Genomic DNA, 23,990 nt, shown 5'->3' on the forward strand with positions numbered 1-23,990 from the left:
GCTCCATACGTGGGGTTAGGCTCGTCTATGGATGGTCTGCCTTTGTTTTCCTTGGATGGCGACCAGCGGATAAGGAGCATCGTATGCCTGGAATCGTGATCGTCGGGGCCCAGTGGGGCGACGAGGGCAAGGGCAAGGCTACGGATCTGATCGGCGAGCACATGGACTACGTCGCCAGGTTCAATGGGGGCAACAATGCCGGCCATACCGTGGTTGTGGGCGATCAGGAGTACGCCCTCCATCTTCTGCCCTCGGGGATCATCCACCCGGCCATCACCCCAGTCATCGGCAACGGCGTCGTGGTCGACCCGGCCGCCCTCTTCGAGGAGATCGATGGGCTCCAGTCCCGCGGCGTTGATTGCAGCCGGTTGAGGATCAGCGAGTCCGCGCACATCATCGCTCCCTACCATCGGACTTTGGACAAGGTGACCGAACGCTTCCTGGGCAAGCACAAGATCGGTACAACAGGCCGCGGGATCGGCCCGGCCTATGCCGACAAGATCAACCGTGTGGGCATTCGCGTGCATGACCTGTTCAATGTCGACCACCTGCGCGACAAGGTGGAGGCCAGCCTGCACCAGAAGAACCAGATGCTGGTCAAGCTCTACAATCGTCGGGCCATCGAGGTGGAGGCCACCGTTGAAGAGCTGGCGGGATACGCCGAGCGGCTCAAGCCCTACGTGGCCAATACCTCGTTGATGCTCAACCAGGCCCTGGAACAGGGCAAGAACGTCCTCTTCGAGGGGGGGCAGGCCACCATGCTGGACGTGGACCATGGCACCTATCCCTTCGTCACTTCATCCAACTGCACAGCCGGGGGCGCCTGCACCGGCACCGGCGTGGGCCCGACCAAGATCGACCGGGTGGTCGGCGTGGCCAAGGCCTATGTGACCCGTGTGGGGGAGGGGCCCTTCCCCACGGAGCTGGACAACGAGCAGGGCGAATGGCTGCGCCGTCAGGGTCACGAGTACGGGGTGACCACCGGCCGCTCCCGCCGCTGCGGCTGGTTCGACGCGCTTGTCAGCCGCTATGCAGTGCAGATCAACGGCCTGACCGACATCGTGCTGACCAAGCTGGATGTCCTCTCCGGCCTGGAGACTATCCCGGTCTGCGTGGGCTACGACATCACCCGCTCCGACGGCTCCAGGGTCAGGGTGGATCAGATGCCCGTGGACCAGGCCGAGTTCCAATCCGCCCAGCCGGTGTACGAGGAGCTGCCGGGCTGGCGCGAGGACATCTCCGGCGCCAAGAGCTTCGAGGAGTTCCCGACCAAGGCCAAGGACTACATCCACCGCCTGGAGGACCTGTCCGGCTGCCGCATCTCGGCCGTGGGCTCGGGTCCGGGCCGCGACCAGATCGTGCAGATCCATTCTCTGATCGACTGAGGAAGATCCATGAGTTTGGCCCTGTCTGCCCGCCTTTCCCGGGGCGGTCAAGAGTCGGGTTCAGCGGCGTGAGTCACTGGCCGCTGATTTTAGGTGCGGGCCCCATGGTCTCCCTCAGTATGAATGTGGCTTTAGCAGTAATACGGCGGTGGGGCAGTTTATTTCCATTGGCCAAGCGAATAGCCATTTGTGCAGCTGTCCGGCCGTAGGCGTTTGGCTCATGACGCACTGTTGAAATGCCTAGGGGGCCGGCCAGTTCTCTGTCGTCAAACCCCACCACTGATATGTCATCCGGTACCCGAATTCCCAAACGGCGGAGTTCATGGACCAGGCATATGGCCACTTCGTCGCTGATGCAGCATACTGCTGTCGGGCGTGGGGCCAGTGCCAGAATTGCACTGGCTGCCAGCTTGCCGATGTCTCCTTGGTAGGGGATTGCAATCTCGTAGTCGTCTCTTCTGGGAATGGCTCCCTCTTCAAGCCCAAGGTGGTAGCCAGTTATGCGCTGGTCGGCATCCCAGACGAAGTCCTTGTTGAATTGTGTCCGTTTGAGATATGCGATGTTGGTATGACCGATGGCGATCAGGCGGCGAATTAGATCCCTGGTAGTGGTGACTTCATCGACTCCGATTGATGCATTACTGTAGCGGTCATCCAAATGCATGGTGTTGACACCCACGATGGGCATGCCGGTGCTGCGCAAGGTCTGCCCCTCTTGGTCGGTAAGGGCGAAGGACGAGATGATCATGGCATCGGCGTTGCGCTTGACTGGCATCGAAGAGAAGAATTCAGCGCGTTGTTTTTTATCTGCTACCCGATAAGACAGCAGGTCATACCCTTCTTCGCAGAGTGCTGAATAGACTCCTTCAGCAAGTTCGGAACTGTACCATCCTGAAAGGTGATTACCGACAATCAGCGCTATTCTGCCTGTCTTACCGCTGCGGAGCCTTGATGCTTCCTTTGAAGCGGTGAATCCGAGCCTTGCGCTCGCTTCAAATACTTTGGCTCTGGTGTTGTCTGAAACACGGTTCTTGCCTTGGAGCGCTCTGGAAACCGTTGACGCAGACACCCCAGCTTCCTTGGCTACATCATAAATAGTCGGCTCTCTCATCTCTTACGCCCCTTGGTTGGTGTCACAGTATGTCGCAGTGTTAGTACAACCGATTTTACAACGGTAACTTCTGATGAACAGAGACGATCAGAGCCGGCCAATGCCGCAATCAGTCATTGTTGTGGTTGGTGAGTCATCGGCAAGCATCCAGAAGGATCGATTTGACATGTGAGGAAGTGTTTTATACACTGTGTGCAACCGATATTACAAATCTATCAATATTAGGAGGATAGGTCACAGTTTATCATTTATTTAACATGAATAAAATCGGTTTTACATGTTCATCAGTGTTGTGAACATTTGAGGAGTAGAAACAATGATGAAATCAGTGATTAAGCAAGGTGGTGTGGCCCTGCTTGCAACAGGAATGATTCTTTCGCTTGCAGCGTGTGGGCCAGGTTCCACTGGCTCATCTGAGAGTAGCAATGAGCCGTCTTCAGTCAGTACGGATATGGGCTCGAAGTCGTATGAGCTTAAACTCTGGGACGGCGCAGGGCTCAAGACAGTAGACGATGCGCTCATCAAGGGGTTCCAGAGCAAATACCCTAACATTCATATCAAGGCAAACTATGATCCGGACAATGTTTCGGCTCAAAATGGACCGCGTGTCATCTCTTCCACCGATGCTCCGGATATAGCGCGCCTGACGGATGTCAACACTGCGGTCAGCGGTCACCATGTGATATCCCTCGAACCGTATGTAAAAGCATACGGATGGAAGGTCCCCAAGTCCCAAACGCAACTGTATAGGGCTGATGCCAAGGGCAGACTCGGTGATGGCGACTTATATGCGCTGCCCAATTCCTATTCGGTTTCAGGTGTGTATGTCAATACCAAGCTGACGGCTAAGGCAGGAATTGCCGATCTTCCCCGCACCTTGGATGAATTTGAATCGGATATGGGCAAAGCTAAGGACGCAGGCCTCATTCCTATGATGACCTATGCGAAGGACGGCGGGACATCATTCGCTTTCCAAGCGATGATGACCAACACTGACTCGGTGCAGTCGGTGCAGGACTGGATATTGCAAAAGCCAAAAGCTGATTTCAGGACCAAGGGTTCAAAGGAGGCGGCGCAAAAACTTCAGGATTGGAATAAAGAGGGGTATTTGCCACAAGGGGTCAATGCCATCGATGCTTCCACCGCCTTAAGCAGATTCACCGCCGGCGAGGGTGTGTTCTTCCCCAGTGGAAACTGGAATTTGGCAACGGTGGCTAAAGCCATGGGTGACGATGTGCAATTCATTCCCTTCCCGGCGAATTCTGCCAATGAGCAGCCAAGCATTGCAGCCAATGCGGGAAGCTTCTTCGGAATTCCTAAGAACTCCCGAAACAAAGACGCAGCAGCCTGCTTCCTCAATTACACGCAGAGTGATGAAGCCCGGCAGATCATAGCGAATGTCAGCGGGTACTACCCGAAGACAGTCGAGGGCCAATCCCTGCCCAAGGCGCAGAGTGCTCTTCAGCGCAGCATGTTTGACTATTACAAGGATGTTTTCGATTCGGGCAGATCGACTGACTTCATCAACAACGCCACAGCTGGAATCCAGTCAAGTGGGTTCATTCCCAATTTCCAGCTCTTGCTCGACAACAGTCTTACCGCTCAGCAGTTTACGGAAAAGATTCAGCAGGAGTATAGCCAAGAGGTGCGGCATTGAGCACGCATCTCACAAATCGGCGGCGCGCGAGGTCGGTATCGGCCTCGCGGGCTGCCGATGCCCTCCCGGCTCGTGGCAGGAGTCTGAGCTCCACCCTGGCAGGTTGGTTGTTTCTGCTTCCCGGGCTGGCCTTCTACCTGGTCTTTGTGTTCTGGCCGATTATCCAGACTGCCTGGTATTCCTTCTATGACTGGAACGGAATTGATGCCAGCACTTGGGTGGGCGTGAAGAATTTCGTCAAGGTCTTCACTGATCCTGTGTTGCTGGGAAGTATAGGGCACTCGTTCTACCTGGTTATCTTCTTCTCGTTGATACCCATTGTTTTGGGAATGATCATCGCATCCTTGATCCGTGATATTCGTGCCAAAGCTGTCAGCACTTTTGCTCAGGTCTGTCTGTTTTTGCCTCGTGTCATCCCTGGAGCGGCGGCGGCCGTGGCTTGGACCTGGATGTTGGCACAGGACGGCATCGTCAATCAGATGCTCAGTGCAATGGGGCTGGGGGAGCACGCCACCTCATGGTTGGGCAACCAGCACACCGCGCTGACGTCAGTCGGCGTTATTGGTTTCTGGTTGCAGCTGGGCTTCTGCGTCGTGCTGCTATCGGCCGGCATCGGAGGCATCGATAAATCCTTATATGAAGCGGCCAGTATTGATGGAGCAGGTTGGTGGAGCCAGCTCTGGCATATAACGCTGCCTGGGTTGCGCGGACAGATCGCTGTCTGCCTGACTATGACGGTTGTGGCAGCTCTGGCCAGCTTTGACGTGGTCTTCATGGCCACTCAAGGAGGTCCTGGCTACAGCACGATGGTACCTGGCGTCATGGTATATCGCCTGGCCTTTACGCAGAACCGGGTCGGTCTGGCTTCTGCGCTCGCCCTGGTGCTTATGGTGCTCGTGCTGCTTGTGGTGGGCCCGCTCCAGCGACTGGTGCAGGGAAAGGAGGAAGCGTGAAACAGTCACTCTCTGTGCGTGTGCTCGGGAACCTCACCCTGGCCGTGACTATCATCTTCTCAATACTGCCCTTTGTCAGCATGTTCTCGGCAGCCGTACAACCGCAGGGTTCCATGCCGCACGGGATCCAATTCACGGCACACCCTCATTGGGAGAACTTTGCAGCTGCCTGGAAGGTAGCGAATATCACCCCCTTGCTGATATCTAGTGCAATCCTTGTCCTCGTTGTAGTGCCGGTTGTGCTCATTTGCTCGGCAATGGGCGGTTACGCCATGGGTTCTCTCCATGTGAAGGGTGGATGGATCGCCTATGGCCTGCTCTTTGTCGGTCTGACTCTGCCCTTCGAAGTGCTCGTTACTCCTCTTTACTATGAAATCCAATCCATGGGGCTGCTCAATACCAGATGGGCGCTCATCTTGCCGATGATCGGGCTCAATATGCCATTTGGCATGGTCTGGATGCAAGCCTATTTCTCGCAGATGCCCAAGGATCTGATTGAGGCGGCAAGTATCGACGGTGCTAACCATTTCAGAATCTTCCGCAGTATTCAATTACCCTTGGTCGTTCCTGCCCTGTCTTCATTGGGCATACTGACCTTCTTGGCTACATGGAACCAATTCCTTCTTGCCGTCGTCCTCATTGACGACCCAACCAAGCGGACTATGGCCGGTGCGTTGCAGTCTTTCGTTGGTCAGTATTCCACTGATGTGGTCCTTTTGAATGCGGGCTCTCTGTTGATCATGGCGCCGACAATGATACTGTTCATTTTCCTGCAAAGATACTTCATCAAGGCCATGCTGGATGGATCGGTAAAGGGCTGAGAGTCGTGACAATAGATAACATGCATGATCCGGACTGGTGGAGGTCTGCCGTCGTCTACCAGATTTATCCTAGGTCCTTCCGAGATTCCGACAATGACGGCATAGGGGACCTGCAAGGCATTGAGAGTGGGCTGGAGTATCTGGCTGATCTTGGTGTGGATGCAATCTGGCTGAGTCCCTTCTATCCCTCTCCTATGGTCGACGGTGGTTATGATGTAGCCGACTATAGGGATGTGGATCCCCAACTGGGCACGCTGGCGGATTTTGATTCGATGATGGAGCATGCCCATTCCCTCGGCATCAAGGTCATCATCGATATCGTGCCTAATCATTGCTCGAACCAGCATCCCTGGTTCAGGCAGGCCTTGGAAGAAGGACCTGAATCTTCCATGAGATCCAGGTTCGTCTTTCGGCGAGGACGTGGGAGACATGCCGAGTTGCCGCCGACCAATTGGCGTTCTGAATTCGGCGGCAGCGCCTGGGAGCCCTGCGGATCCGGTTGGTATTACCTTCATTTGTTTTCCAAGGAACAGCCTGATTTCAACTGGGACAATCCAAGCGTACGGGAGGAATTCCTTTCGGTTCTTCGATTCTGGAGCGACAGAGGGGTCGATGGTTTCCGTGTGGACGTATCGCATGGGTTGGCCAAGGACCTTCATGATCCTCTTCGTGACAGACCGGATCCGGAGGTCATGGCGCCTATGAGCGATGACGGCAGCGATCCATTGTTCGACAGAGATGAAGTCCATGAGATTTATAGATCGTGGCGGACGGTCTTGAACCAATACGATCCTCCCCGCATGGCCGTGGGGGAGTCCTGGACTCCTATCACTGACCGGGTCTTTGCATATGCACGCTCGGATGAGCTTGGATCGGTCTTCGATTTCTCATTAGCAAAGGCTTCTTGGAATTTGGATGAGTATGCGTCAGCCATAACCAGGACATGCCGCGGTTTCAAGAAAGTCGGAGCCACGCCCAGCTGGGTCCTTGGCAATCATGATGTCCCAAGGCTGGCTTCGCGGTTGGCTCTGCCCAAGGGTGCCGATGAACTCGCTTGGGTGGCTTCGAATGGAACTGATCCCGTCGTTGATCGCGAGGTCGGGTTACGGAGAGCACGGTCTGCCGCGATGATCATGCTGGCTCTGCCGGGAACCGCATACATCTATCAAGGCGATGAGTTGGGGCTGCCGGAAGTCACCGACCTTAAGTCGACAGATATCCGCGATCCTCAGTGGGAACGATCCGGGCACCGAATCAAAGGGAGGGATGGATGTCGTGTGCCGATTCCATGGACGAGCGAGCATGACAAATCCTTCGGCTTCAATAAGGGTGCTGCCCCATGGCTACCGCAGCCTGCTTGGTTTGATGACTACTCCGTAGAGTCTGAAATGCGATCGGACAAGTCGGCTCGTTCCCTGATTAAAACGGCTCTGGCTTTGCGCAGCAAGTGGGTCGAAGATGATATGAATGTGAAGGTTAACGTTGTTGATGACGGGCTGACCCACACCTTAGAACTAATCTTGGCTTCCGGCTTGAGGAGCATGACTAATTTTGGTAGGTCGTCGGTGAGGTTGCCGGTCTCGGCCAAGTGTTTGTTGAATAGCAGTGTCGTTGAATCAGTAAATGGAGCGGTTTGGCTCGCGCCTGATGCCACGGTCTGGTATACGACAAAGATATGCGAGTGACAGATACGTGATGACGGATGTCGGCATAGAAAGGATGGGTATGCGTTCGCAGCTGGCAGGAGATCCATTGGGGCTGGCGCTCGTCAAATCCAGCGTAAGCAGGTCGATTAATGCTGAAAATCCCCGTGGCGAGAAAGGTCGGGGAGCCATGTCAGCAGGAGAGCTTGGCCCAGGCAGGAAGGGCAGCCCCTGCATCAGGAATCTGGAGCCAGGTTCGTCTGTGGTATTGGCTGATATTGAAGGTACAGGGGTCATTAATCATCTGTGGTTCACAGTGGCGGATAGAACAAGTGATGCGGATCGATATGTTCTGCGTGATCTTGTGCTGAGGATTTACTGGGATGATGAGCAGACTCCCTCGGTTGAGTGCCCCCTGGGTGATTTCTTCTGCTGTGGCTTTGGCCAGGTCTGTCGAGTCAACTCCCTGCCCATACAAGTGGTGCCGACAGGAGGGATGAACGCCTACTTCCCCATGCCGTTTGGCAGACACGCCCGTCTCGTTTTGGAAAACCAGCATGTGAATGTTGTGCCTGCCTTGTTCTACCAGATCGATTACTCGTTGCAGGACGATCCGCTGCCAGCGAGTACGGGGTATTTCCATGCCCAATGGCGCAGGCAAAAAGTAACTGTTCCTGGACAGGACTACGTCGTTCTGGACGGGGTCCGGGGCAGAGGCCAGTACATTGGAACCTATCTGGCCTTGAGTGTGCTTGAACGCTACTGGTGGGGAGAAGGTGAATTTAAATTCTATATCGATGGGGACGAGGCATATCCAACGATATGCAGCACTGGTACTGAAGATTATTTTGGAGGAGCTTGGAGTTTTGCCGTTTCAAGCGCTGAAGGGACCAGTGAGCAGACATACTGTGCGCCCTTCTGCGGGTATCCCTTCTATAGCAACCATGATTACTCGATTCGCAATCCCTATCACAATGATGATTGCCCTCCAATGCGGGGGTTGTATCGGTGGCATATACCAGATCCGATCCGATTCGAACAAGATCTACGCGTCACTTGGCAACAAATTGGGTCCGGGTTCCAAGGCGCTTTTGAACGAAGCGATGATGTGTCCACAGTAGCCTATTGGTACCAGTTGGAACCTCATGGCGATTTTCCTGCTCTTCCCTTAGCACGTGATCGATGGCCGCGTTGACGCGAAGGAAGAGCGCTGGAGAATAGAATCGCTGTATGGCACATGCTTTGTCTTCTGCAGACCATGGTTCTGGTTCCTTGGGCGGTCTGGAATCTCTGCCATATGTTCTGAGCTTTCCCCAGGCCCTGGGTACAGGAATCATCATCAATACGGCAAAACTGGTGCCAGCCGAGCTTCATAAGAGAATGGCGGATCTGATAGAGGATTATGAGTCGGCGCTTTCCCGATTCCGTAGCGATTCGTTGCTCGCTTCCATGGCAAAGGCTGATAATGGCGGAGAATTTGTTTTTCCTTCGTACTGCTGTCCTCTTTTTGAATTGTATGACCGGTTTTATGCCTTGACTGAGGGGCGGCTTGACCCTGCCGTGGGTGCTGACCTGGTGGCACTTGGTTACGGTCCGGATATGAGTTTCGTTATGCAGGCAGGCGCTTTGGGAAAATTGGGGCGCATACATGGTCGTCCAACCTGGGCTCATGATGTTCGGCGAAACGGAGCGACCTTGATAACGGCAGGTCCGATCCACCTGGACTTCGGGGCGATAGGCAAGGGGTTTCTAGTTGATCTGTTGGGCGCCTTCTTGGCGGATGCTGGCGAGTATGTGATCGATGCGGGGGGCGACATGGGGGTGCAGACGTCAATTCCGATCACTGTTGCCATGGAGGATCCCGATGATCAAGCAAATGCGGTGGGTGTCGTCTCGCTGTCATCGGGTGCTTTGTGTGCTTCGGCTCCCAGTCGCAGGCATTGGACCTCTCGCTACGAAAGGGATGGTGAAGCTGGTCTTATCAGTCTCCACCATATTCTCAATGCAATTGACGGTACGCCCGTGCGGCAGGTTCTTGCTACATGGACGCTTGTTGGTTCTGGCTCTTTTCCCGTTGCAGTTGCGGATGGACTGGCGACGGCTCTATTCCTGATGGATCCGTCGGTTCTGGCGCTTCATGTGGATTATTCCTGCGCTGTGCTTCGTTCGGATCGACGGTTCATCGTCTCATCCGCATTTCCTGGTGAGGTGTTCACCAACTTAGATAGTCATCCTATAGCGTCGCGATGAATCTGCCGTTTCGCATATTGGACTATCAGGCACCAATTCAGGTAGTCGGATTTATGGTCAGAGACATTGCGGATGGTGGTTTCATCTGCTGGAAGACGATGGAAGGAGGTTCGCTGCGATGACGTGGAAGTATAGTACGGCAAGTGTTAGTGCCCTGTCAGTTCGAATTATTAGCCCGTCTTCGCAGGCGGACTGATTCGTCGATCTTCGGATTGCGCGACCCCGCCGGAAGGCAGGGCCGCTAAGTAGATCAACTTCATCTCACCGGATCCTGCTCATGTCGGGATCTTTTCATAAATGCCGGTTAGACAGTTAAAGAAATCGGCTGGAGAGAAAGAGATGATGGTGATGGAGAAACACACAAACGAAGTGGAGAGTCCGAGCGCGGCGAGTAGACCAGCAGTCTCTCGTAGCTCGGTCCGCACAGTCATCGGGGCCTCCATGGTCGGCACGGCCATCGAGTTCTACGATTTCTACGCTTACGGGACGGCTTCGGCCAACTATTTCCCCAAGCTTTTCTTCCCGAAGACAGATCCGACTGTGGCCCTCCTGGCCTCCCTGCTGACCTTCGCCATCGCTTTCATTGCGCGGCCACTGGGATCCTTGATCTTCGGACACTTCGGGGACCGTCAGGGACGCAAGACCACGCTCGTGGTCTCGCTGCTGACCATGGGCTGTTCCACAGTTCTGATCGGCGTCCTGCCCACCTATGCCACATGGGGACTCTGGGCTGTGGTGGTCCTCTGCCTCTGCCGGTTCGTGCAAGGTATCGGCCTGGGCGGCGAGTGGTCTGGCGCGGCCTTGGTGGCCACCGAGAACGCCCCGGAGGGCAAGAGGGCGCTCTACGGCTCCTTCCCTGAGCTGGGCGCCCCCATCGGCTTCTTCCTGGCCAATGGGACCTACTTCCTGTTGGAGATGTTCTGCACCCCCGAGCAGATGCTGAGCTGGGGCTGGCGTGTGCCCTTCCTGCTCTCCGCCATCCTGGTGGTCGTAGGACTGGCCGTGCGCGTCTCCATGCAGGAGACCCCTATCTTCCAGATGGCCCTGGATCAGCAGAAGGTCGTCAAGACCCCGCTGTTGGAGGTCTTCCGCAAGAGCTGGCGCCAGGTGCTCCAGGCCACCTTCCTGGTCGCGGTCACCTACACCCTCTTCTATACCCTGGCTACTTGGTCCCTGGCCTACGGTACCAAGCCCAAATCCCAGGGCGGCGGCGGACTGGGCTTCACCAACCAGGAGTACTTGCTCATGCTCATGGTCTCCATCCTGGTCTTCGCCCTTTTCATCGTGCTGGCTTGCGTCTATGCGGACCGCATCGGCCGTCGCCGGGTGCTGATCGGCAGCTCCGTCATGCTGGTGGTCTTCAGCCTGGTCTTCCCCTACCTGCTCATGGCCCATCACAACACCTTCCAGGTCATGGTCTTCCTCTGCGTCGGGTTCGCCCTGATGGGCATTGCCTTCGGGCCCATCGGCGCTTTCCTGCCGGAGCTCTTTGACGCCAACGTGCGCTACTCGGGTTCCGGTATCGGTTATAACTTGGCGGCCATCGTGGGCGCGGCCTTCGTGCCTACCATCGCTACCTGGCTCTCCTCCCATTGGGGAGTGCGCTCGGTCGGGCTCTACCTGGCCGTTATGGCGGTCTGCTGCCTGGTGGCAGTGCTGACCTGCCACGAAACCAAGGATGTGGACTTCACCAAGTAGTTTTCGTTTTCTCCTGTAAGATTCATGGGAATCTCAACAAGATGGCGGCCTTAAGAGGCCGCCATCTTTTCTGCGATCCACCCTGGTCTTGATTGACATAGTAATGCCTAATCGTTTATACTGAACAAGCTATCTAAGCGTTTAGCTACCTGAGCAAGGAGGTTCAGATGAGATCGCGGTTGACGATGGTGGTAGCCGGAATAACGAGCATTGCTGCTATGGTTTCCTTGGCTGCATGTGGCCGTACAGCTGATTCTGGAGCAGAAAAGGACAACACGGCAGTATCTCATATCGGTGACTCCAAGGCCAGTGGTCAATTGACCATTTGGGCCATGGGCAACGAGGGTGAGAAGATGAACAGCTTCGTAAAGAAGTTCGAGCAGCAGAATCCCGATGTAAAGATATCCGTCACTTCCATTCCTTGGTCCAGTTACAAGGACAAGTTCCAAACGGCCATAGCAGCAGGTACTGGTCCGGATGTAGCCATGATGGGCAACACTGACATGGCTACCTACTCAAAAGCATTGTCCGCGGTGCCGGCTGACCTTGACATGAGCGATCTGAATGCCGGGCTTAAGGCCAGTGGCAAGGTCGGCAAGACTCAGCTTGGAGTGCCCATGTATGTTGACACCCGAGTGCTGTATTACCGTACCGACATTGCCAAACAGGCAGGCTGGGATCATGCCCCAAAGAGCTGGGATGAGCTCAAGGCTATGTCCAGCGATTTGAAGAAGGCCGATGGAGTGAAGTACGGATTCTTCATGTTCCCTACAGGGACTGACAGCTTCCAAGGCATGTCGCCTTTTGCCTTCTCGGATGGGGCCCAGTTTGTCAGCAAGGACAATAAGGCTTATACCTTCGACACTCCCGAGTTGAAAGACGCTCTGAAGTACACGACCAGCCTTTTCAAGGATGGGCTAGCGGATGTGAATGCTGATGTTACCCCAGGTTCCAACATGCAACAGTTCGTCTCAGGTGCAACACCGATGATGATCGAGGGCCCAACGGCTGCTGGTCAGATTGAGGAGCTTGGCGGGCCAGGCTTCGCAGACAAGTACGCCACTGCTGTGGTGCCTGCCAAGAAGTCGTCAACCTCTTTTGTCGGGGGTTGCAATTGGGCGGTTTTCAAAACATCGAAGAACAAGCAGTCAGCCTGGAAGTTCATCCAGTGGTTTGCACAGCCGCAGACCCAGGTTGATTGGTATAAGGCTACTGCCGATCTTCCCGCCTCAGGCAAAGCATGGAAAGACAAGGAACTTGCAGGTAATGCCAAGCTGCAGGCATTCGAAGAGCAGCTCAAGCATGTTCACTCCATGCCAGTCACCTTCACATGGGGCGAGATGGGCAAAACCGCAGATACCATCTATGAGAAAATGAACAGGGGAACCGTATCCGTCGAGGATGGTCTTAAGGAGTTGCAGCAACAGGCTGACTCCATAGGGACAGGAATGTAGCTCTGCTATGAATTCTTCGTCGCGTATCCGTGCAGAACGAAGACGATCCATGAAGGTGAGCGGGTCGTCGATGAGACTCGCTCGCCGCAGAAGGACTCTGGTCGCCTGGGGGTTCTCGCTGCCGTTCGTGATTGTCTTTGCTATATTTATGCTGATTCCTTTGGCTACTTCGCTGGTGATGTCGTTTACTGACATCACTGCCAGGGATATCCAAACACCCTTTAACGTCAACTTCATGGGGCTGAGCAATTACTTTAAGTTGTTCCGGGACCCCAGGTATTTGCATTCCCTAGGGACTACAGGCATATTCGTGGTTGTCGGGCTTCCGCTGACCATGGTTGTTGCCCTAGCCTTCGCAGTTGCGCTCAATAAGGGGCTCAAGCATGTCAACGCTTTCTTCCGTGCCTTGTTCTATGCTCCCGTGGTTGCAAGCACTGTGGCAGTCTCAGTGGTGTGGCGCTACATCCTGCAAAAAGATGGTCTGCTAAACACCCTTCTTGCAATTATCGGAGTCCAGGGCCCTGACTGGCTGCATGATACCAGGACGGCCCTGCCGGCCTTGATGGTCATGACCCTATGGCGGAACATGGGCACCCTGATGATCATCTTTTTAGCTGGTCTGCAGGCCATACCTGAAGAGGTTCTCGAAGCCGCAGAGATGGATGGCGCATCGGAATGGCGCAAGTTTCGCAGCATCACCCTTCCTCTGCTCCGGCCCACTCTTCTTCTTGGCGCCGTCCTGCAATCGGTGCTTTACCTGCAGTTCTTTGAAGAATCCTTTGTCATGACCCAGGGAGGTCCTTTGGATTCAACCCTTTCGGCTTCCTATTACATCTATGAAAAGTTTGGATTCGGGCAGTATGGTATGTCGTCGGCGGCAAGCTATGTGCTCTTCGCCATCATCGCCTTGGTGAGTCTGCTCCAGTTCAGAATTCTCAAGTCTGAGGATTAGGAGGGGAATATGTCAACCGCTGCAGTAACGATGTCGCCGGAAATATCAGAGAACAAACCGAGTCTATGGACGAGATTTCGAAAGGCCCATGGCATTACCTATGTAGTTCTTTCTCTGGTCGGCATAATCTGGGTCTTTCCCTTCTTCTGGATGGTTCTGGGGTCGCTCAAGACTCAGCGTGAAATTATGGCAGTACCGCCTACACTCTTGCCTAAAAACCCAACCCTGGGCAATTTCACGCAGTGGTTTACTCAGCTTCATTTCGGCAACTATTTTATTAACAGTCTTGTAGTGGCCGTGGTGACGATGCTGGGTAACCTGGTCTTTTGCTCCATGGTCGGGTATGCGCTGGCGAAGATCGACTTCGCAGGCAAGAACGTGCTCTTCCTGCTGGTCATGGTTACGCTGATGGTACCAAGTGTCGCTACTTTTATACCTTTGTTCGTGATCATTTCGAACCTGCATATGCTCAATAGCTATTTCGCGCTCATTCTGCCTTTCCTGACTCAACCCATTGGTGTGTTCCTGATGCGTCAGTTCATGCAGAGTATCCCTGATGCCCTCTTGGAAGCTGGTCGGATAGACGGAGCGGGTGAGTTGCGGATCTTCTTCCAGATAGTTTTGCCGCAGTGCAAGCCGCCTTTGGCCACGCTTGCCGTCTTGACTTTCCTATCTTCTTGGAACAACTTCCTATGGCCCTTGGTTGCTGCCCAGTCCAACAAAATGTACACCTTGCCCGTTGCTCTGTCTCTGTATTCCACGGGGCAAAATGCGACCAACTACAGTGTTCTGCTGGCTGGAGCCGTCCTTGTGGTCACGCCTATCCTGCTGCTGTTCGTCTTCCTTCAGAAATACTTCATACAAGGTGTGACCATGAGCGGCATCAAGTAAACATCAATTACCAGTTACAGATACAGAGAGGGAAGCAGCCTATGACAGGTGCCTTGCAATTTCCAGATGACTTTATCTGGGGGGCTTCCACGGCCGCTCATCAGGTCGAGGGAAACAATATCAACAGTAATTGGTGGGTTCGCGAGCATGCTGATGGGACTGACATCAAAGAGCCGTCAGGAGATGCCTGCGATAGCTACCATCGGTATGATGAAGATATATCACTATTGGCAAATTCGGGTTTGCAGATGTACCGATTCTCCATTGAGTGGGCTCGGATTGAGCCGGAGGAGGGTTGCTTCTCCCAAGCTGAGCTGATGCACTATGCCCGGATGATCGAATCTTGCAGGGCGCATGGCGTGGAGCCCATGGTGACCCTTCACCACTTCACCGTTCCAAGGTGGTTTGCTGCCAAGGGTGGTTGGAGCAATCCCTCCGCGCCGGACCTATTTGTTCGTTACGTTCGTTTTGTTCTTCCGATCTTGGATGGAGTCACCTGGATCTGCACTATCAATGAGCCCAACATGGTGGCCATGACTCAGGGAGGGGAGACCGGAGAGGATATGGCCGCTTCCTCCCTTCCGGAGCCGAGCGAGAAGATAGCGCGTATCATTCTGCAGGCCCATCTTCAGGCTTCTGCTCTGCTCAGACAGGACAAATCCAAACGTGTGGGCTGGTCAGTTGCTGCTCAGGCCTTTCACGCCATGCCGGGCTGTGAGCAGGAAACGAGCGATTACGCCTATTGGCGCGAGACTTTCTTCTTCGAGCATGCGGCCGGAGATGACTGGGTCGGTGTGCAGGCCTATCTGCGTACATTCATCGGCAAACATGGACCGCTGCCGGTCCCTGCAGAAGCTGAAAAGACTAAGAACGGGTGGGAATACTTTCCTCCCGCCTTAGGCATTGGCGTGCAGACTGCCTGGAATCTGACTGGCGGCGTTCCGGTCTTCGTGACTGAGAATGGTCTGGCCACTGATAGTGATGCCCGCAGGATCGACTACACTCACGATGCTCTTTTGGGTCTCAAGAAAGCCATGGACCTGGGGATTGATGTTTTGGGTTATCTTCACTGGTCATTGCTCGACAACTATGAGTGGGGTTCATACGATCCAACATTTGGTCTTATCAGCGTGGACCGCAAGACATTCAAGCGAACTCCCAAGCCTTCTTTGACTTGGCTGGGTCAGGTCGCCAGGACAGGTATGCTCAACGTCCCTCGTCCCTAGGAGCCGGACCGGTGGTGGCTCTGTCGATGATATGAGTCTTGACCTGTGTGTGCGGTTCGGTTAAGGGTGAGCCGTTGATGAGCTGCAGGGCCTTTCTGGCGGCCTCGGCTCCTATGTCTCTGGCCGGCTGGGCTACTGAAGACAAGCCGGCCAGAGCGGCCACATCCGAGGAGTCGAATCCCATGATCGAGACGACGTCGGGCACCCTGATCTCAGCCTGGCGCAGTTCAGACAGAAGAGCCAAGGCGCAATCGTCAGACCAGGCGCAGATGGCCGTGGGGGCTGGTGTCATGGAGGCGATCCGATCCGCTGCTGTCCTGGCAGGATGCTCCCTGTCCGGATCCATGGTGAGTACTCCGCAGTCTACCAAGTGGTAGCGGTCGATGGCTTTCTTGTAACCGATAATGCGCTGGTTGGCGCCCCAGGAGTACTCAGGCAAAGGGTTGAATCTGTCGAGAAAGCAGAACCTTGTATGGCCCAGTGATGCCAAGTGTTGCACTGCTTCAATTTCGGATTCGCAATCGTCTATACGGATGGATCCCTGACTGAACGATGTGGCACCTGAGTGGATCGCGACGATGGGCATGTCCAATTCTTGAAGGGCCTTGGTCTCCTTTTGCGCCAGAGTGAAAGAGACCACGATAATGGCATCGGCGTTGCGCTTGGCGGGAAGATTCCTGAAGAAAGCGGCGCGCTCCTCACTTGTTCCGGCTCGGTAGATGAGCAGATCGTAGCCATGGGTGCTCAGCACATCATAGACGCCTTCCTGAATGTTCCCATTGAACCAACCGGTTATCTGTTCTCCTATCAGCAGGGCGACTCTTTTGGTCTTTCCACTGACCAGTGCGGCAGCTGATTTCGACGCTGAGTAATTGAGCCTGGCCGCAGCCCTCAACACCCTTTTGCGGGTTTCAGGGGCGACATGAGGCTGATTACGCAGGGCTTTGGATACTGTGAAGGTCGACACGCCCGCTTCCCGAGCCACATCCTTGATTGTGGCTTGTCTGCTCATGAATCCTCCAGTAGTCCGAGCGAAAATGGCAAGCATATTATTTCCACCTTCGTCCCAGAATCAACGATCGTTTCCGGAGCAGAGATGCAAAGTACTCACTGCATACTATATTAGGCTTATCTAAACGATTAGGTAACACTGTTGGTTGCCGAGCTCAGGAGGACGGATGGACAACAAGGTTCAACTCATTACATATGCAAACAGGTTTGGAGGCGATACCCTGGCCTCCTTGACCAGAGTGTTGCGTACGTATTTTGACGGCGTGTATCAGGGAGTCCACATCCTGCCCTTTTTCACCCCCTACGATGGTACTGATGCAGGCTTCGATCCCATTGACCATCGTCAGGTGGATCCAAGGCTAGGCACTTGGGACGATATAGCGGAGCTGAGCCGATCGCACAAAATTATGGTTGACGCTATTGTCAATCACATGTCCTCGAAGTCCGAGCAGTTCCGGGAGGTCATGGCCAAGGGGAAGGCGAGCCCGTATTATTCGATGTTCTTGACCATGTCTTCAGTCTTTCCTGATGGGGCTGACGAAGAAGATCTGGCACGCATATATCGGCCGCGCCCGGGCCTGCCTTTCACCCACTATACCTGGGCAGGTGAAACCCGGCTGGTCTGGACTACTTTTACTCCACAGCAAGTTGACATCGATACCGATTCGTCCCAGGGATGGGCGTATCTGACATCTATACTTGATCGTTTGGCGGCCAGCAATGTCAGCTACATCCGTTTGGACGCCGTCGGATACGGAGCCAAGCAGGCGGGCACCAGTTGTTTTATGACGCCCAAGACTTTCAACCTCATCACTCGTATCAAGCAGGAAGCTGCCACTCGGGGTTTGGAGACTTTGATTGAGGTCCACTCCAATTATCGCAAGCAGATTGATATAGCCTCTAAAGTCGACAGGGTTTACGATTTCGCCCTGCCGCCTCTGCTGCTGCATTCGATCTTCACCGGAGATATCGCGGCACTGGTCCATTGGATCGAGGTCAGACCAATCAATGCGGTCACTGTCCTGGACACCCATGATGGGATCGGAGTGATAGATATCGGCGCTGACCAGATGGACCGTTCCCTGAAAGGGCTCGTGGATGATGCGGCCGTGGACCAACTGGTCCGGATAATTCACTGTAACACTCACGGCCAATCGGAAGCTGCTACTGGAGCTGCTGCCAGCAACCTGGACCTGTATCAAATCAATACGACCTATTACTCGGCATTGGCTTGCCATGACAGGGCCTACCTGGCTGCAAGAGCCGTTCAGCTCTTCCTTCCGGGGGTGCCTCAGGTTTATTATGTCGGGGCGCTGGCCGGCGCCAATGACATGGATCTGCTAGCGAGAACCCGCAATGGACGAGATATCAATAGGCACTATTACACCGAAGAGGAGATTAAGCGGAATCTGACTAGGCCGGTCGTTCGCTCCTTGAACGCTCTCTGTCGATTGCGCAATAAGCTGGATGCCTTCAATGGCACATTCTCTTATCAAATCGATGCGGCGCGTAGCGTGCTTCATCTTGTCTGGCAGGGGAAGACCAGTAAGGCTGAACTGATCTTCTGCCCATCCGCCGCTGTCGGCACCTTCCCGGCTCTGCGTGACCGGACGGAGACAGTAGGGAAAAACGGCAGAAGTGTCAACCCCCAATCGTCAGGCGACGATCCCTCTCTCGCCACCTTGGTCTGGTCGGATGCTCAGGGTTCGCACCTATGTCGTGATTTGTTGACAGATCTGGGCGAGTAATCCTTTTAGCCCTTTTCCTGGCATGGGGGGGGCTGAGATTGATTTTTCGTCACGTTATGTCAGAGCGGCTTCAAGGTAGGCGTATTCCCAGCTGGTCCGGAGTTGCTTGATGGTCAAAAGTAGTGCGGAAAATTGTGCGTCATTTTGTCCAATTGCTCGCAAGCGAAAGTGAATAGTCCATATTGTGAACCCGTCCGGCGCTCCGCTCTGTAATGGCGATATGGTGCCAGTACTTGGCTCCTGCGGGGAGCTGATTGATGCGAAACAAATGGAGAGGAGGCTTTCAGCGATGACTGCACAGTTCAATTGCTTCTTGGTATTGCTACGAATTATTAGCTCGTCTTCGCTGATGAGCTGATTCGACGCAGACTCGGATCCTGTCAGCGTAGGCAGGATCCGTAATCGCGATTTTCCGACAATAAGATTCAACATCCTGCCGATGGCGAGATTCAAGTTAGCTGATGAGGCCATACCTGTTCGTGTCGTGAATGTTGACCAATTGATTGTCGGAAAGGAGATGACGCGTATCGGAGCGGCTGATAGCCGCTTTTCGTCCGAACAATGAGTCGTGGAACTTATGTCAGCCATGTCACGAGTATGGTTGAATGCACAGAAGGTGCATCAGGCAGTTCGATTTCGGCAGACGGACAAAATCCTGCGTTGGGATCGATGAATAGCATCCACTGACTGGAATCAAGTCGTAGAACAATTATGCGTGAAGCGGTTGTAACCGCACATAAAGGAGTGTAGATAATGGCAGCACAGATCTGGTATGAGAAGGATGGGGACCTTTCGGTTCTGGATGGCAAGAAGGTGGCCATCATCGGCTACGGTTCTCAGGGACATGCTCATGCGCTGAACCTGCGTGATTCCGGTGTGGACGTTGTGGTCGGCCTGCGCGCCAACTCCAAGTCGGTGCCCTTCGCCAAGGAGCAGGGTCTGGAGGTCAAGACCGTGCCCGAGGCCACTAAGGAGGCCGACATCGTCATGATCCTGGCCCCCGACCAGTACCAGCGCAACATCTGGCGGGACGACATCGAGCCCAACATCAAGGAGGGTGCGGCCGTCGCCTTCGCCCACGGGTTCAACATCCATTACGGCTACATCAAGCCCAGCGCCGACCACCCGGTCTTCATGGTGGCCCCCAAGGGCCCGGGCCATATCGTCCGTCGTGAGTATGTCGCTGGCCGTGGCGTGCCCGTGGTCGTGGCCGTGGAGCAGGATCCCCGCGGCGACGCCTGGGACATCACCCTGGCCTACGCCAAGGCTCTGGGCGCCCTGCGCGCCGGCGCCATCAAGACCACCTTCAAGGAAGAGACCGAGACCGACCTCTTCGGTGAGCAGGATGTGCTCATGGGTGGTGTCAACCACCTGGTCGAGGCTGGCTTCGAGGTGCTGACCGAGGCTGGCTACCAGCCCGAGATCGCCTACTTCGAGGTCTGCCACGAGCTCAAGATGCTGGTCGACCTGATGAACGAGGGTGGTCTGAACAAGGCCCGCTGGTCCTGCTCCGACACCGCCCAGTACGGCGATTTCACCTCCACCGTGGTGGATGAGTCCACCAAGGACAGGATGCGTCACCAGCTGCAGCGCATTCAGGACGGCTCCTTCGCCAAGGAGTTCATTGATGACCAGGATGCCGGCGCCCCCAAGTTCAAGGAGCTTCAGGAGAAGTTCTCCCACGAGAAGATCGAGGAGGTCGGCCCCAAGCTGCGCGCCATGTTCTCCTGGAACAAGGACGTCAAGGATGCCGACGAGGCCCAGTCCTTCACCGGCAAGATCGCCCGCTCCCAGGTGCAGTGACCTCTAGGTTCTGAGCATCAGCTGCCATTTTCCTGACATCGCCGCAGACCAGCATTCGATATGAATCTGGTCTGCGGCTTTTTTTATTTGAGGCATCGGGGTTCAGCGTCGAGCCCGAGCTGCATGGTTCGTCGATCCGTACGGTAGTGGAATGCCTGCTGTTCGTACTTGCTCATACTGAGAATCTATTGTTATTGAATCGTTATTCTTTTCAGGGACAGCGGCTAATCGCGGATGTCAGAATGGATTTTGGCATAGGTGCTGATGTGATGATCAATCCTGAGTCATGACCCATCTATGAATACTTGTCGTGTGGACTCAAGGGCAGTCATCGAAGCCAAGCCAGCAGTCGGCATGACACTGCAGGCGGGATTGCGATATCCCGATGAGCCAAAGGTGGTGGAGCGCATGAAAACAATGAAAACATTGGTGTCGGTCATGGTGACCCTGCCGATGTTGCTGTCCTTCGCAGGAGGTACGGCATACGCCCTTGAGCGACCCGACGTAAAAGGGCAGGAAGCCGGATCACTGACCCCGGTTGCCTCCTATGACTTCAGCCAGGGAAACTTGTCGGATTCGGTCAATGGCTATGCCATGACCCTTCACGGCGGGGCATCCATCGGGGCCTTCGGAGACCGAAACGGGAACGAGGCGCTGAATCTGCAGAATGGCCAGTCGGATGCTGCAAAAAACGTTCAATATGCTCAGCTGCCTTCGGAGATCTTCGGATCAATAGGCAACGAGGCGACCATCGACTTCGCTGCCAAGTCGAGGCATGCCGACGACGGCAATTACTTCTCGCTGGCTATCGGCAAGGATGCTTCGCATTACCTTTTCTTCTATCTGAGCAAAACCAGCGCCAAATTGGCTGTTGCGGACAACGGCTGGCACAATGAGCCCTCCTTCAAGGAGCAGCTGGACAACAATGACGGAATATGGCATGACTTCCGAATCATCATCAAGGATGATTCCATGGCCCTGCTCAGGGACAATAAGTTGGTGGGAATCAAGACCAAGACGGGCATCAAGCTCTCCGATCTGGGGGGCTCCACCACCTACATCGGCAAATCCTTCTATCAGGGCGATGCCTATTGGAATGGCGCTATTGATGACCTGAAGATCTACAAGGGGGCCGATCTGGTCATGCCGACTGGGATAACCGTGACCGGAACCGGCCTGGTGAACGGATCCCTGGCCTTGACGGAGAACGATGAGCGGCAGCTGACCGCAACAATCACGCCTGAGAATGCCATCAGCCAGGAGGTGAGCTGGGCCTCGTCCAATCCCTCTGTAGCCACGGTCGATGCCAAGGGCAAGGTCAAGGCTGTGAAGGCTGGAACCAGCACCATTACCGCCACCAGCCGGGCTGGTGGACTGGTCAGTTCAGTCGACGTAACCGTCAAACCCTTGGATCCGGAAACGGCCGCCCAAGATGATGTGGATGCTCTGATCGCCGGGATCCCGTTCCAGGCGACGGGGAACCTGCCCTTGCTGGCCAAGGGACCCCGACATGATGCTGACGTCACCTGGACCTCTTCCGATCCTGGTCGCATCAGTCCGACAGACAGTAATTACCAGGCACCAGCCAATGGTGCAGCCGACCCCTATCGGGGCGCCGGAATCGTCACCCGACCCTCTTATGGGCAGGGCGATTCCAAGAAGGTCAGTCTGACGGCCACCGCCAAGGTGGGTAACGGGCGCACCGTATCGCGCAGCGTCGATGTCGTGGTCAAGGAAAAGCCACGGTCTGCGCCGAATGTCGGGTACGCCTCGGTCACTTTTCTCTCTGACGCGGACAAGACCGGAGGAAAGATCGGCGAGGCTCTGTATGAATCGGCGACCTCCACCGAGCGCAATGACTTCTTCTCCTTCAGCCCCATCAACAATGGCGACCCGGTCATCACTTCCAAGACGGACACCACCGGCCTGCGCGATCCATATGTGCTGCGCTCGCATGATGGCGACGAATACTATATGATCGCCACCGATTTGAAGGTCTCACGCCAGGGCTGGGGTCAGAACCAGCAATACGGCTCGTTGAAGATCGAAGCCTGGAAATCCAAGGACATGGTCAATTGGACGCGGACCAACGCCGAGGACGGTTCGGATGCAGGCATCGTCGTCAACTCCCCCAACCAGGGGATGACCTGGGCTCCTGAGGCATTCTGGGATGACGCGCTGAACGCCTATGTGGTCTTCTTCTCCTCAAGGGCCTATACCGACGGCTCACGCTCGACGGCCATCAACGGGAAGAAGGGTTCCCCGTACAACATCGTTCGCTATGCCATCACCAGGGACTTCAAGACCTTCACTCCGGCCAAGGACTGGCAGGACACCGGATACTCGCGCATTGACTCCACGGTTTTCAAAATCGGCAGCTACTACTACCGAATGACCAAAAACGAGGAGAACGGTGCCGCAGGATCCTACGTAGTGGATGGCAAGTCCACCTTCCTGGAACGGTCGAAGTGCCTGACCTGCACCACGTCCAGCTCGGATCCCGATGCTGATGAGACCAGCACCTGGCGGTTGCTCGACCAGCGGCTGCTTCCCTTTGAGGGGCCGGAATCCATAGCTCTGAACAAGGATGACGTCAACCAGAACGAAGCCGGTGACGCCATGGTCATCATGGCTGATTCGGGGGGTTATCAACCCTTCATGACCAGCAAGACGGATCTGAGCAAAACAGACTGGTCCCACAGGCTTTCGCAGACGCCGGGATGGTTTACTCAGAAGAAGCCCGGCAAGGGCGTCACCGGGTATGTCACGGATGATGGCATGCCCACCCCGAAGAGGCATGGGGCTTTCGTGGCTGTGCCTCGGAATGTTCTGGAAGCCATGCATCGGTACACCACGGCCAATCCCTCACATCTGGAACCGGTCGCCTCTACGACCCAGGCTGATTATGCCCCGGACAGCCGCAAGCTGAGCGTGACCGTCAAGGCCGAAGACCAGGGCGATGTGGCTGGCACCGTGAGTATCACGCAAAGCCCGGCATCGCGGCTGAGTCAGTTTTGGACGACCGATGTGCAACTGGATGCCGATGGGAAGGCGACGCTGATCGTGCCGGATGAGGTTTCCGGAGAGATCAGGATCGATTATCAGGGGTACACCGACAAACTGGTCAAGCCATCCTCGACCAAGGTGACCGGGCTGGTCGCCAAGGCTGCAGACAGTGGCGGGCCTGGCCCATCCGACACCCACCTCTCCCAGACATCGCCCATTGAACAAGTCAAGGCAGGTGGTGCTGGGTCGGTTTCACCAGAGCCAGGGCTTTCTCAAACAGGTGCATCTGTTGGCGTCATTGCCTTGGCTGCGCTCGCATGCGCAGTCCTGGCAATCTGCTGGTTGCGATCGGCCGGGTATAGGTCGGCATCCAGGCACTGA

The 23,990-nt window shown here is 55.2% G+C and carries 17 protein-coding genes; 15 read left to right on the forward strand and 2 right to left on the reverse strand.

Annotation, left to right across the window (positions count from 1 at the left end; genetic code table 11):
* Positions 1-83: 83 nt before the first annotated feature.
* Positions 84-1,385 carry an adenylosuccinate synthase gene (locus CI601_RS07175; RefSeq protein WP_029678349.1) on the forward strand — a complete coding sequence of 434 codons (1,302 nt, stop codon included), beginning with the start codon at positions 84-86 and terminating at the stop codon, positions 1,383-1,385.
* A gap of 73 nt (positions 1,386-1,458) precedes the next feature.
* Here CI601_RS07175 and CI601_RS07180 read toward each other — a convergent pair whose 3' ends face one another.
* Positions 1,459-2,496, reverse strand: a complete 1,038-nt coding sequence (locus CI601_RS07180; protein WP_110413628.1) for a LacI family DNA-binding transcriptional regulator — start codon at positions 2,494-2,496, stop codon at positions 1,459-1,461.
* Positions 2,497-2,815: 319 nt separating this feature from the next.
* On the opposite strand from CI601_RS07180, the gene CI601_RS07185 reads away from it, so the two are divergent.
* The 11 genes from CI601_RS07185 to CI601_RS07235 all read left to right on the forward strand — a co-directional run bounded on the left by CI601_RS07185 (position 2,816) and on the right by CI601_RS07235 (position 16,041).
* A complete protein-coding gene (locus tag CI601_RS07185; protein ID WP_183129820.1) occupies positions 2,816-4,153 on the forward strand; it encodes an ABC transporter substrate-binding protein in 1,338 nt (445 codons plus the stop codon).
* An 83-nt stretch (positions 4,154-4,236) separates the two neighbouring features.
* The gene (locus tag CI601_RS07190) at positions 4,237-5,106 is read left to right on the forward strand and encodes a carbohydrate ABC transporter permease (RefSeq protein ID WP_121915059.1); all 870 of its coding nucleotides are present in this window, start codon (positions 4,237-4,239) and stop codon (positions 5,104-5,106) included.
* Positions 5,103-5,927, forward strand: a complete 825-nt coding sequence (locus tag CI601_RS07195) for a carbohydrate ABC transporter permease (RefSeq protein ID WP_015022642.1) — start codon at positions 5,103-5,105, stop codon at positions 5,925-5,927. Before CI601_RS07190 ends, CI601_RS07195 begins: the two co-directional genes overlap by 4 nt.
* A gap of 20 nt (positions 5,928-5,947) precedes the next feature.
* A complete protein-coding gene (locus tag CI601_RS07200) occupies positions 5,948-7,612 on the forward strand; it encodes a glycoside hydrolase family 13 protein (RefSeq protein ID WP_232341854.1) in 1,665 nt (554 codons plus the stop codon).
* 40 nt (positions 7,613-7,652) lie between these two features.
* Entirely contained in the window at positions 7,653-8,765 is a 1,113-nt protein-coding gene (locus tag CI601_RS07205) for a glycoside hydrolase family 172 protein (RefSeq protein ID WP_121914888.1), read from the forward strand.
* 35 nt (positions 8,766-8,800) lie between these two features.
* On the forward strand, positions 8,801-9,820 hold the full coding sequence (locus CI601_RS07210; protein ID WP_121914889.1) for an FAD:protein FMN transferase: 1,020 nt from the start codon (positions 8,801-8,803) through the stop codon (positions 9,818-9,820).
* 348 nt (positions 9,821-10,168) lie between these two features.
* Entirely contained in the window at positions 10,169-11,518 is a 1,350-nt protein-coding gene (locus CI601_RS07215; protein ID WP_181414968.1) for an MFS transporter, read from the forward strand.
* Positions 11,519-11,685: 167 nt separating this feature from the next.
* Positions 11,686-12,972: an extracellular solute-binding protein gene (locus CI601_RS07220; protein ID WP_121914890.1), complete on the forward strand. Its 1,287-nt coding sequence runs from the start codon at positions 11,686-11,688 to the stop codon at positions 12,970-12,972.
* Between the two features lie 49 nt (positions 12,973-13,021).
* Complete coding sequence (locus CI601_RS07225; protein ID WP_121914891.1) at positions 13,022-13,924, forward strand: carbohydrate ABC transporter permease; 903 nt, start codon at positions 13,022-13,024, stop codon at positions 13,922-13,924.
* 9 nt (positions 13,925-13,933) lie between these two features.
* The gene (locus CI601_RS07230) at positions 13,934-14,815 is read left to right on the forward strand and encodes a carbohydrate ABC transporter permease (RefSeq protein ID WP_181414967.1); all 882 of its coding nucleotides are present in this window, start codon (positions 13,934-13,936) and stop codon (positions 14,813-14,815) included.
* A 41-nt stretch (positions 14,816-14,856) separates the two neighbouring features.
* Complete coding sequence (locus tag CI601_RS07235) at positions 14,857-16,041, forward strand: glycoside hydrolase family 1 protein (protein ID WP_121914892.1); 1,185 nt, start codon at positions 14,857-14,859, stop codon at positions 16,039-16,041.
* Here the strand turns inward: CI601_RS07235 and CI601_RS07240 are convergent.
* Entirely contained in the window at positions 16,022-17,053 is a 1,032-nt protein-coding gene (locus CI601_RS07240) for a LacI family DNA-binding transcriptional regulator (protein ID WP_183129802.1), read from the reverse strand. The genes CI601_RS07235 and CI601_RS07240 overlap by 20 nt on opposite strands.
* Positions 17,054-17,219: 166 nt before the next feature.
* Between CI601_RS07240 and gtfA the strand changes: the two genes are divergently transcribed.
* The 3 genes from gtfA (at position 17,220) to CI601_RS07260 (ending at position 23,990) form a co-directional block, all read left to right on the forward strand.
* Positions 17,220-18,800 (forward strand): sucrose phosphorylase, encoded by a 1,581-nt coding sequence (gene gtfA, locus CI601_RS07245; protein WP_121914894.1) that lies wholly within the window; start codon positions 17,220-17,222, stop codon positions 18,798-18,800.
* A 753-nt stretch (positions 18,801-19,553) separates the two neighbouring features.
* A complete protein-coding gene (ilvC, locus tag CI601_RS07255; protein ID WP_121914896.1) occupies positions 19,554-20,603 on the forward strand; it encodes a ketol-acid reductoisomerase in 1,050 nt (349 codons plus the stop codon).
* A 408-nt stretch (positions 20,604-21,011) separates the two neighbouring features.
* Positions 21,012-23,990, forward strand: coding sequence for an Ig-like domain-containing protein (locus CI601_RS07260; RefSeq protein ID WP_259465351.1), 2,979 nt, complete (start codon positions 21,012-21,014; stop codon positions 23,988-23,990).

Origin of the sequence: Bifidobacterium sp. wkB344 (assembly GCF_003688305.1) — a bacterium.
Taxonomy (GTDB): Bacteria; Actinomycetota; Actinomycetes; order Actinomycetales; family Bifidobacteriaceae; genus Bombiscardovia; species Bombiscardovia mizhiensis.

Bases quoted from the DNA above. Each gene is read 5' to 3' on its own strand.
- CI601_RS07175 (WP_029678349.1), top strand. From the start codon at position 84: ATGCCTGGAATCGTGATCGTCGGGGCCCAGTGGGGCGACGAGGGCAAG.
- CI601_RS07180 (WP_110413628.1), bottom strand. From the start codon at position 2,496: ATGAGAGAGCCGACTATTTATGATGTAGCCAAGGAAGCTGGGGTGTCT.
- CI601_RS07185 (WP_183129820.1), top strand. From the start codon at position 2,816: ATGAAATCAGTGATTAAGCAAGGTGGTGTGGCCCTGCTTGCAACAGGA.
- CI601_RS07200 (WP_232341854.1), top strand. From the start codon at position 5,948: ATGCATGATCCGGACTGGTGGAGGTCTGCCGTCGTCTACCAGATTTAT.
- CI601_RS07205 (WP_121914888.1), top strand. From the start codon at position 7,653: ATGCGTTCGCAGCTGGCAGGAGATCCATTGGGGCTGGCGCTCGTCAAA.
- CI601_RS07210 (WP_121914889.1), top strand. From the start codon at position 8,801: ATGGCACATGCTTTGTCTTCTGCAGACCATGGTTCTGGTTCCTTGGGC.
- CI601_RS07215 (WP_181414968.1), top strand. From the start codon at position 10,169: ATGGAGAAACACACAAACGAAGTGGAGAGTCCGAGCGCGGCGAGTAGA.
- CI601_RS07220 (WP_121914890.1), top strand. From the start codon at position 11,686: ATGAGATCGCGGTTGACGATGGTGGTAGCCGGAATAACGAGCATTGCT.
- CI601_RS07225 (WP_121914891.1), top strand. From the start codon at position 13,022: ATGAAGGTGAGCGGGTCGTCGATGAGACTCGCTCGCCGCAGAAGGACT.
- CI601_RS07230 (WP_181414967.1), top strand. From the start codon at position 13,934: ATGTCAACCGCTGCAGTAACGATGTCGCCGGAAATATCAGAGAACAAA.
- CI601_RS07235 (WP_121914892.1), top strand. From the start codon at position 14,857: ATGACAGGTGCCTTGCAATTTCCAGATGACTTTATCTGGGGGGCTTCC.
- CI601_RS07240 (WP_183129802.1), bottom strand. From the start codon at position 17,053: ATGAGCAGACAAGCCACAATCAAGGATGTGGCTCGGGAAGCGGGCGTG.
- gtfA (WP_121914894.1), top strand. From the start codon at position 17,220: ATGGACAACAAGGTTCAACTCATTACATATGCAAACAGGTTTGGAGGC.
- ilvC (WP_121914896.1), top strand. From the start codon at position 19,554: ATGGCAGCACAGATCTGGTATGAGAAGGATGGGGACCTTTCGGTTCTG.
- CI601_RS07260 (WP_259465351.1), top strand. From the start codon at position 21,012: ATGAAAACAATGAAAACATTGGTGTCGGTCATGGTGACCCTGCCGATG.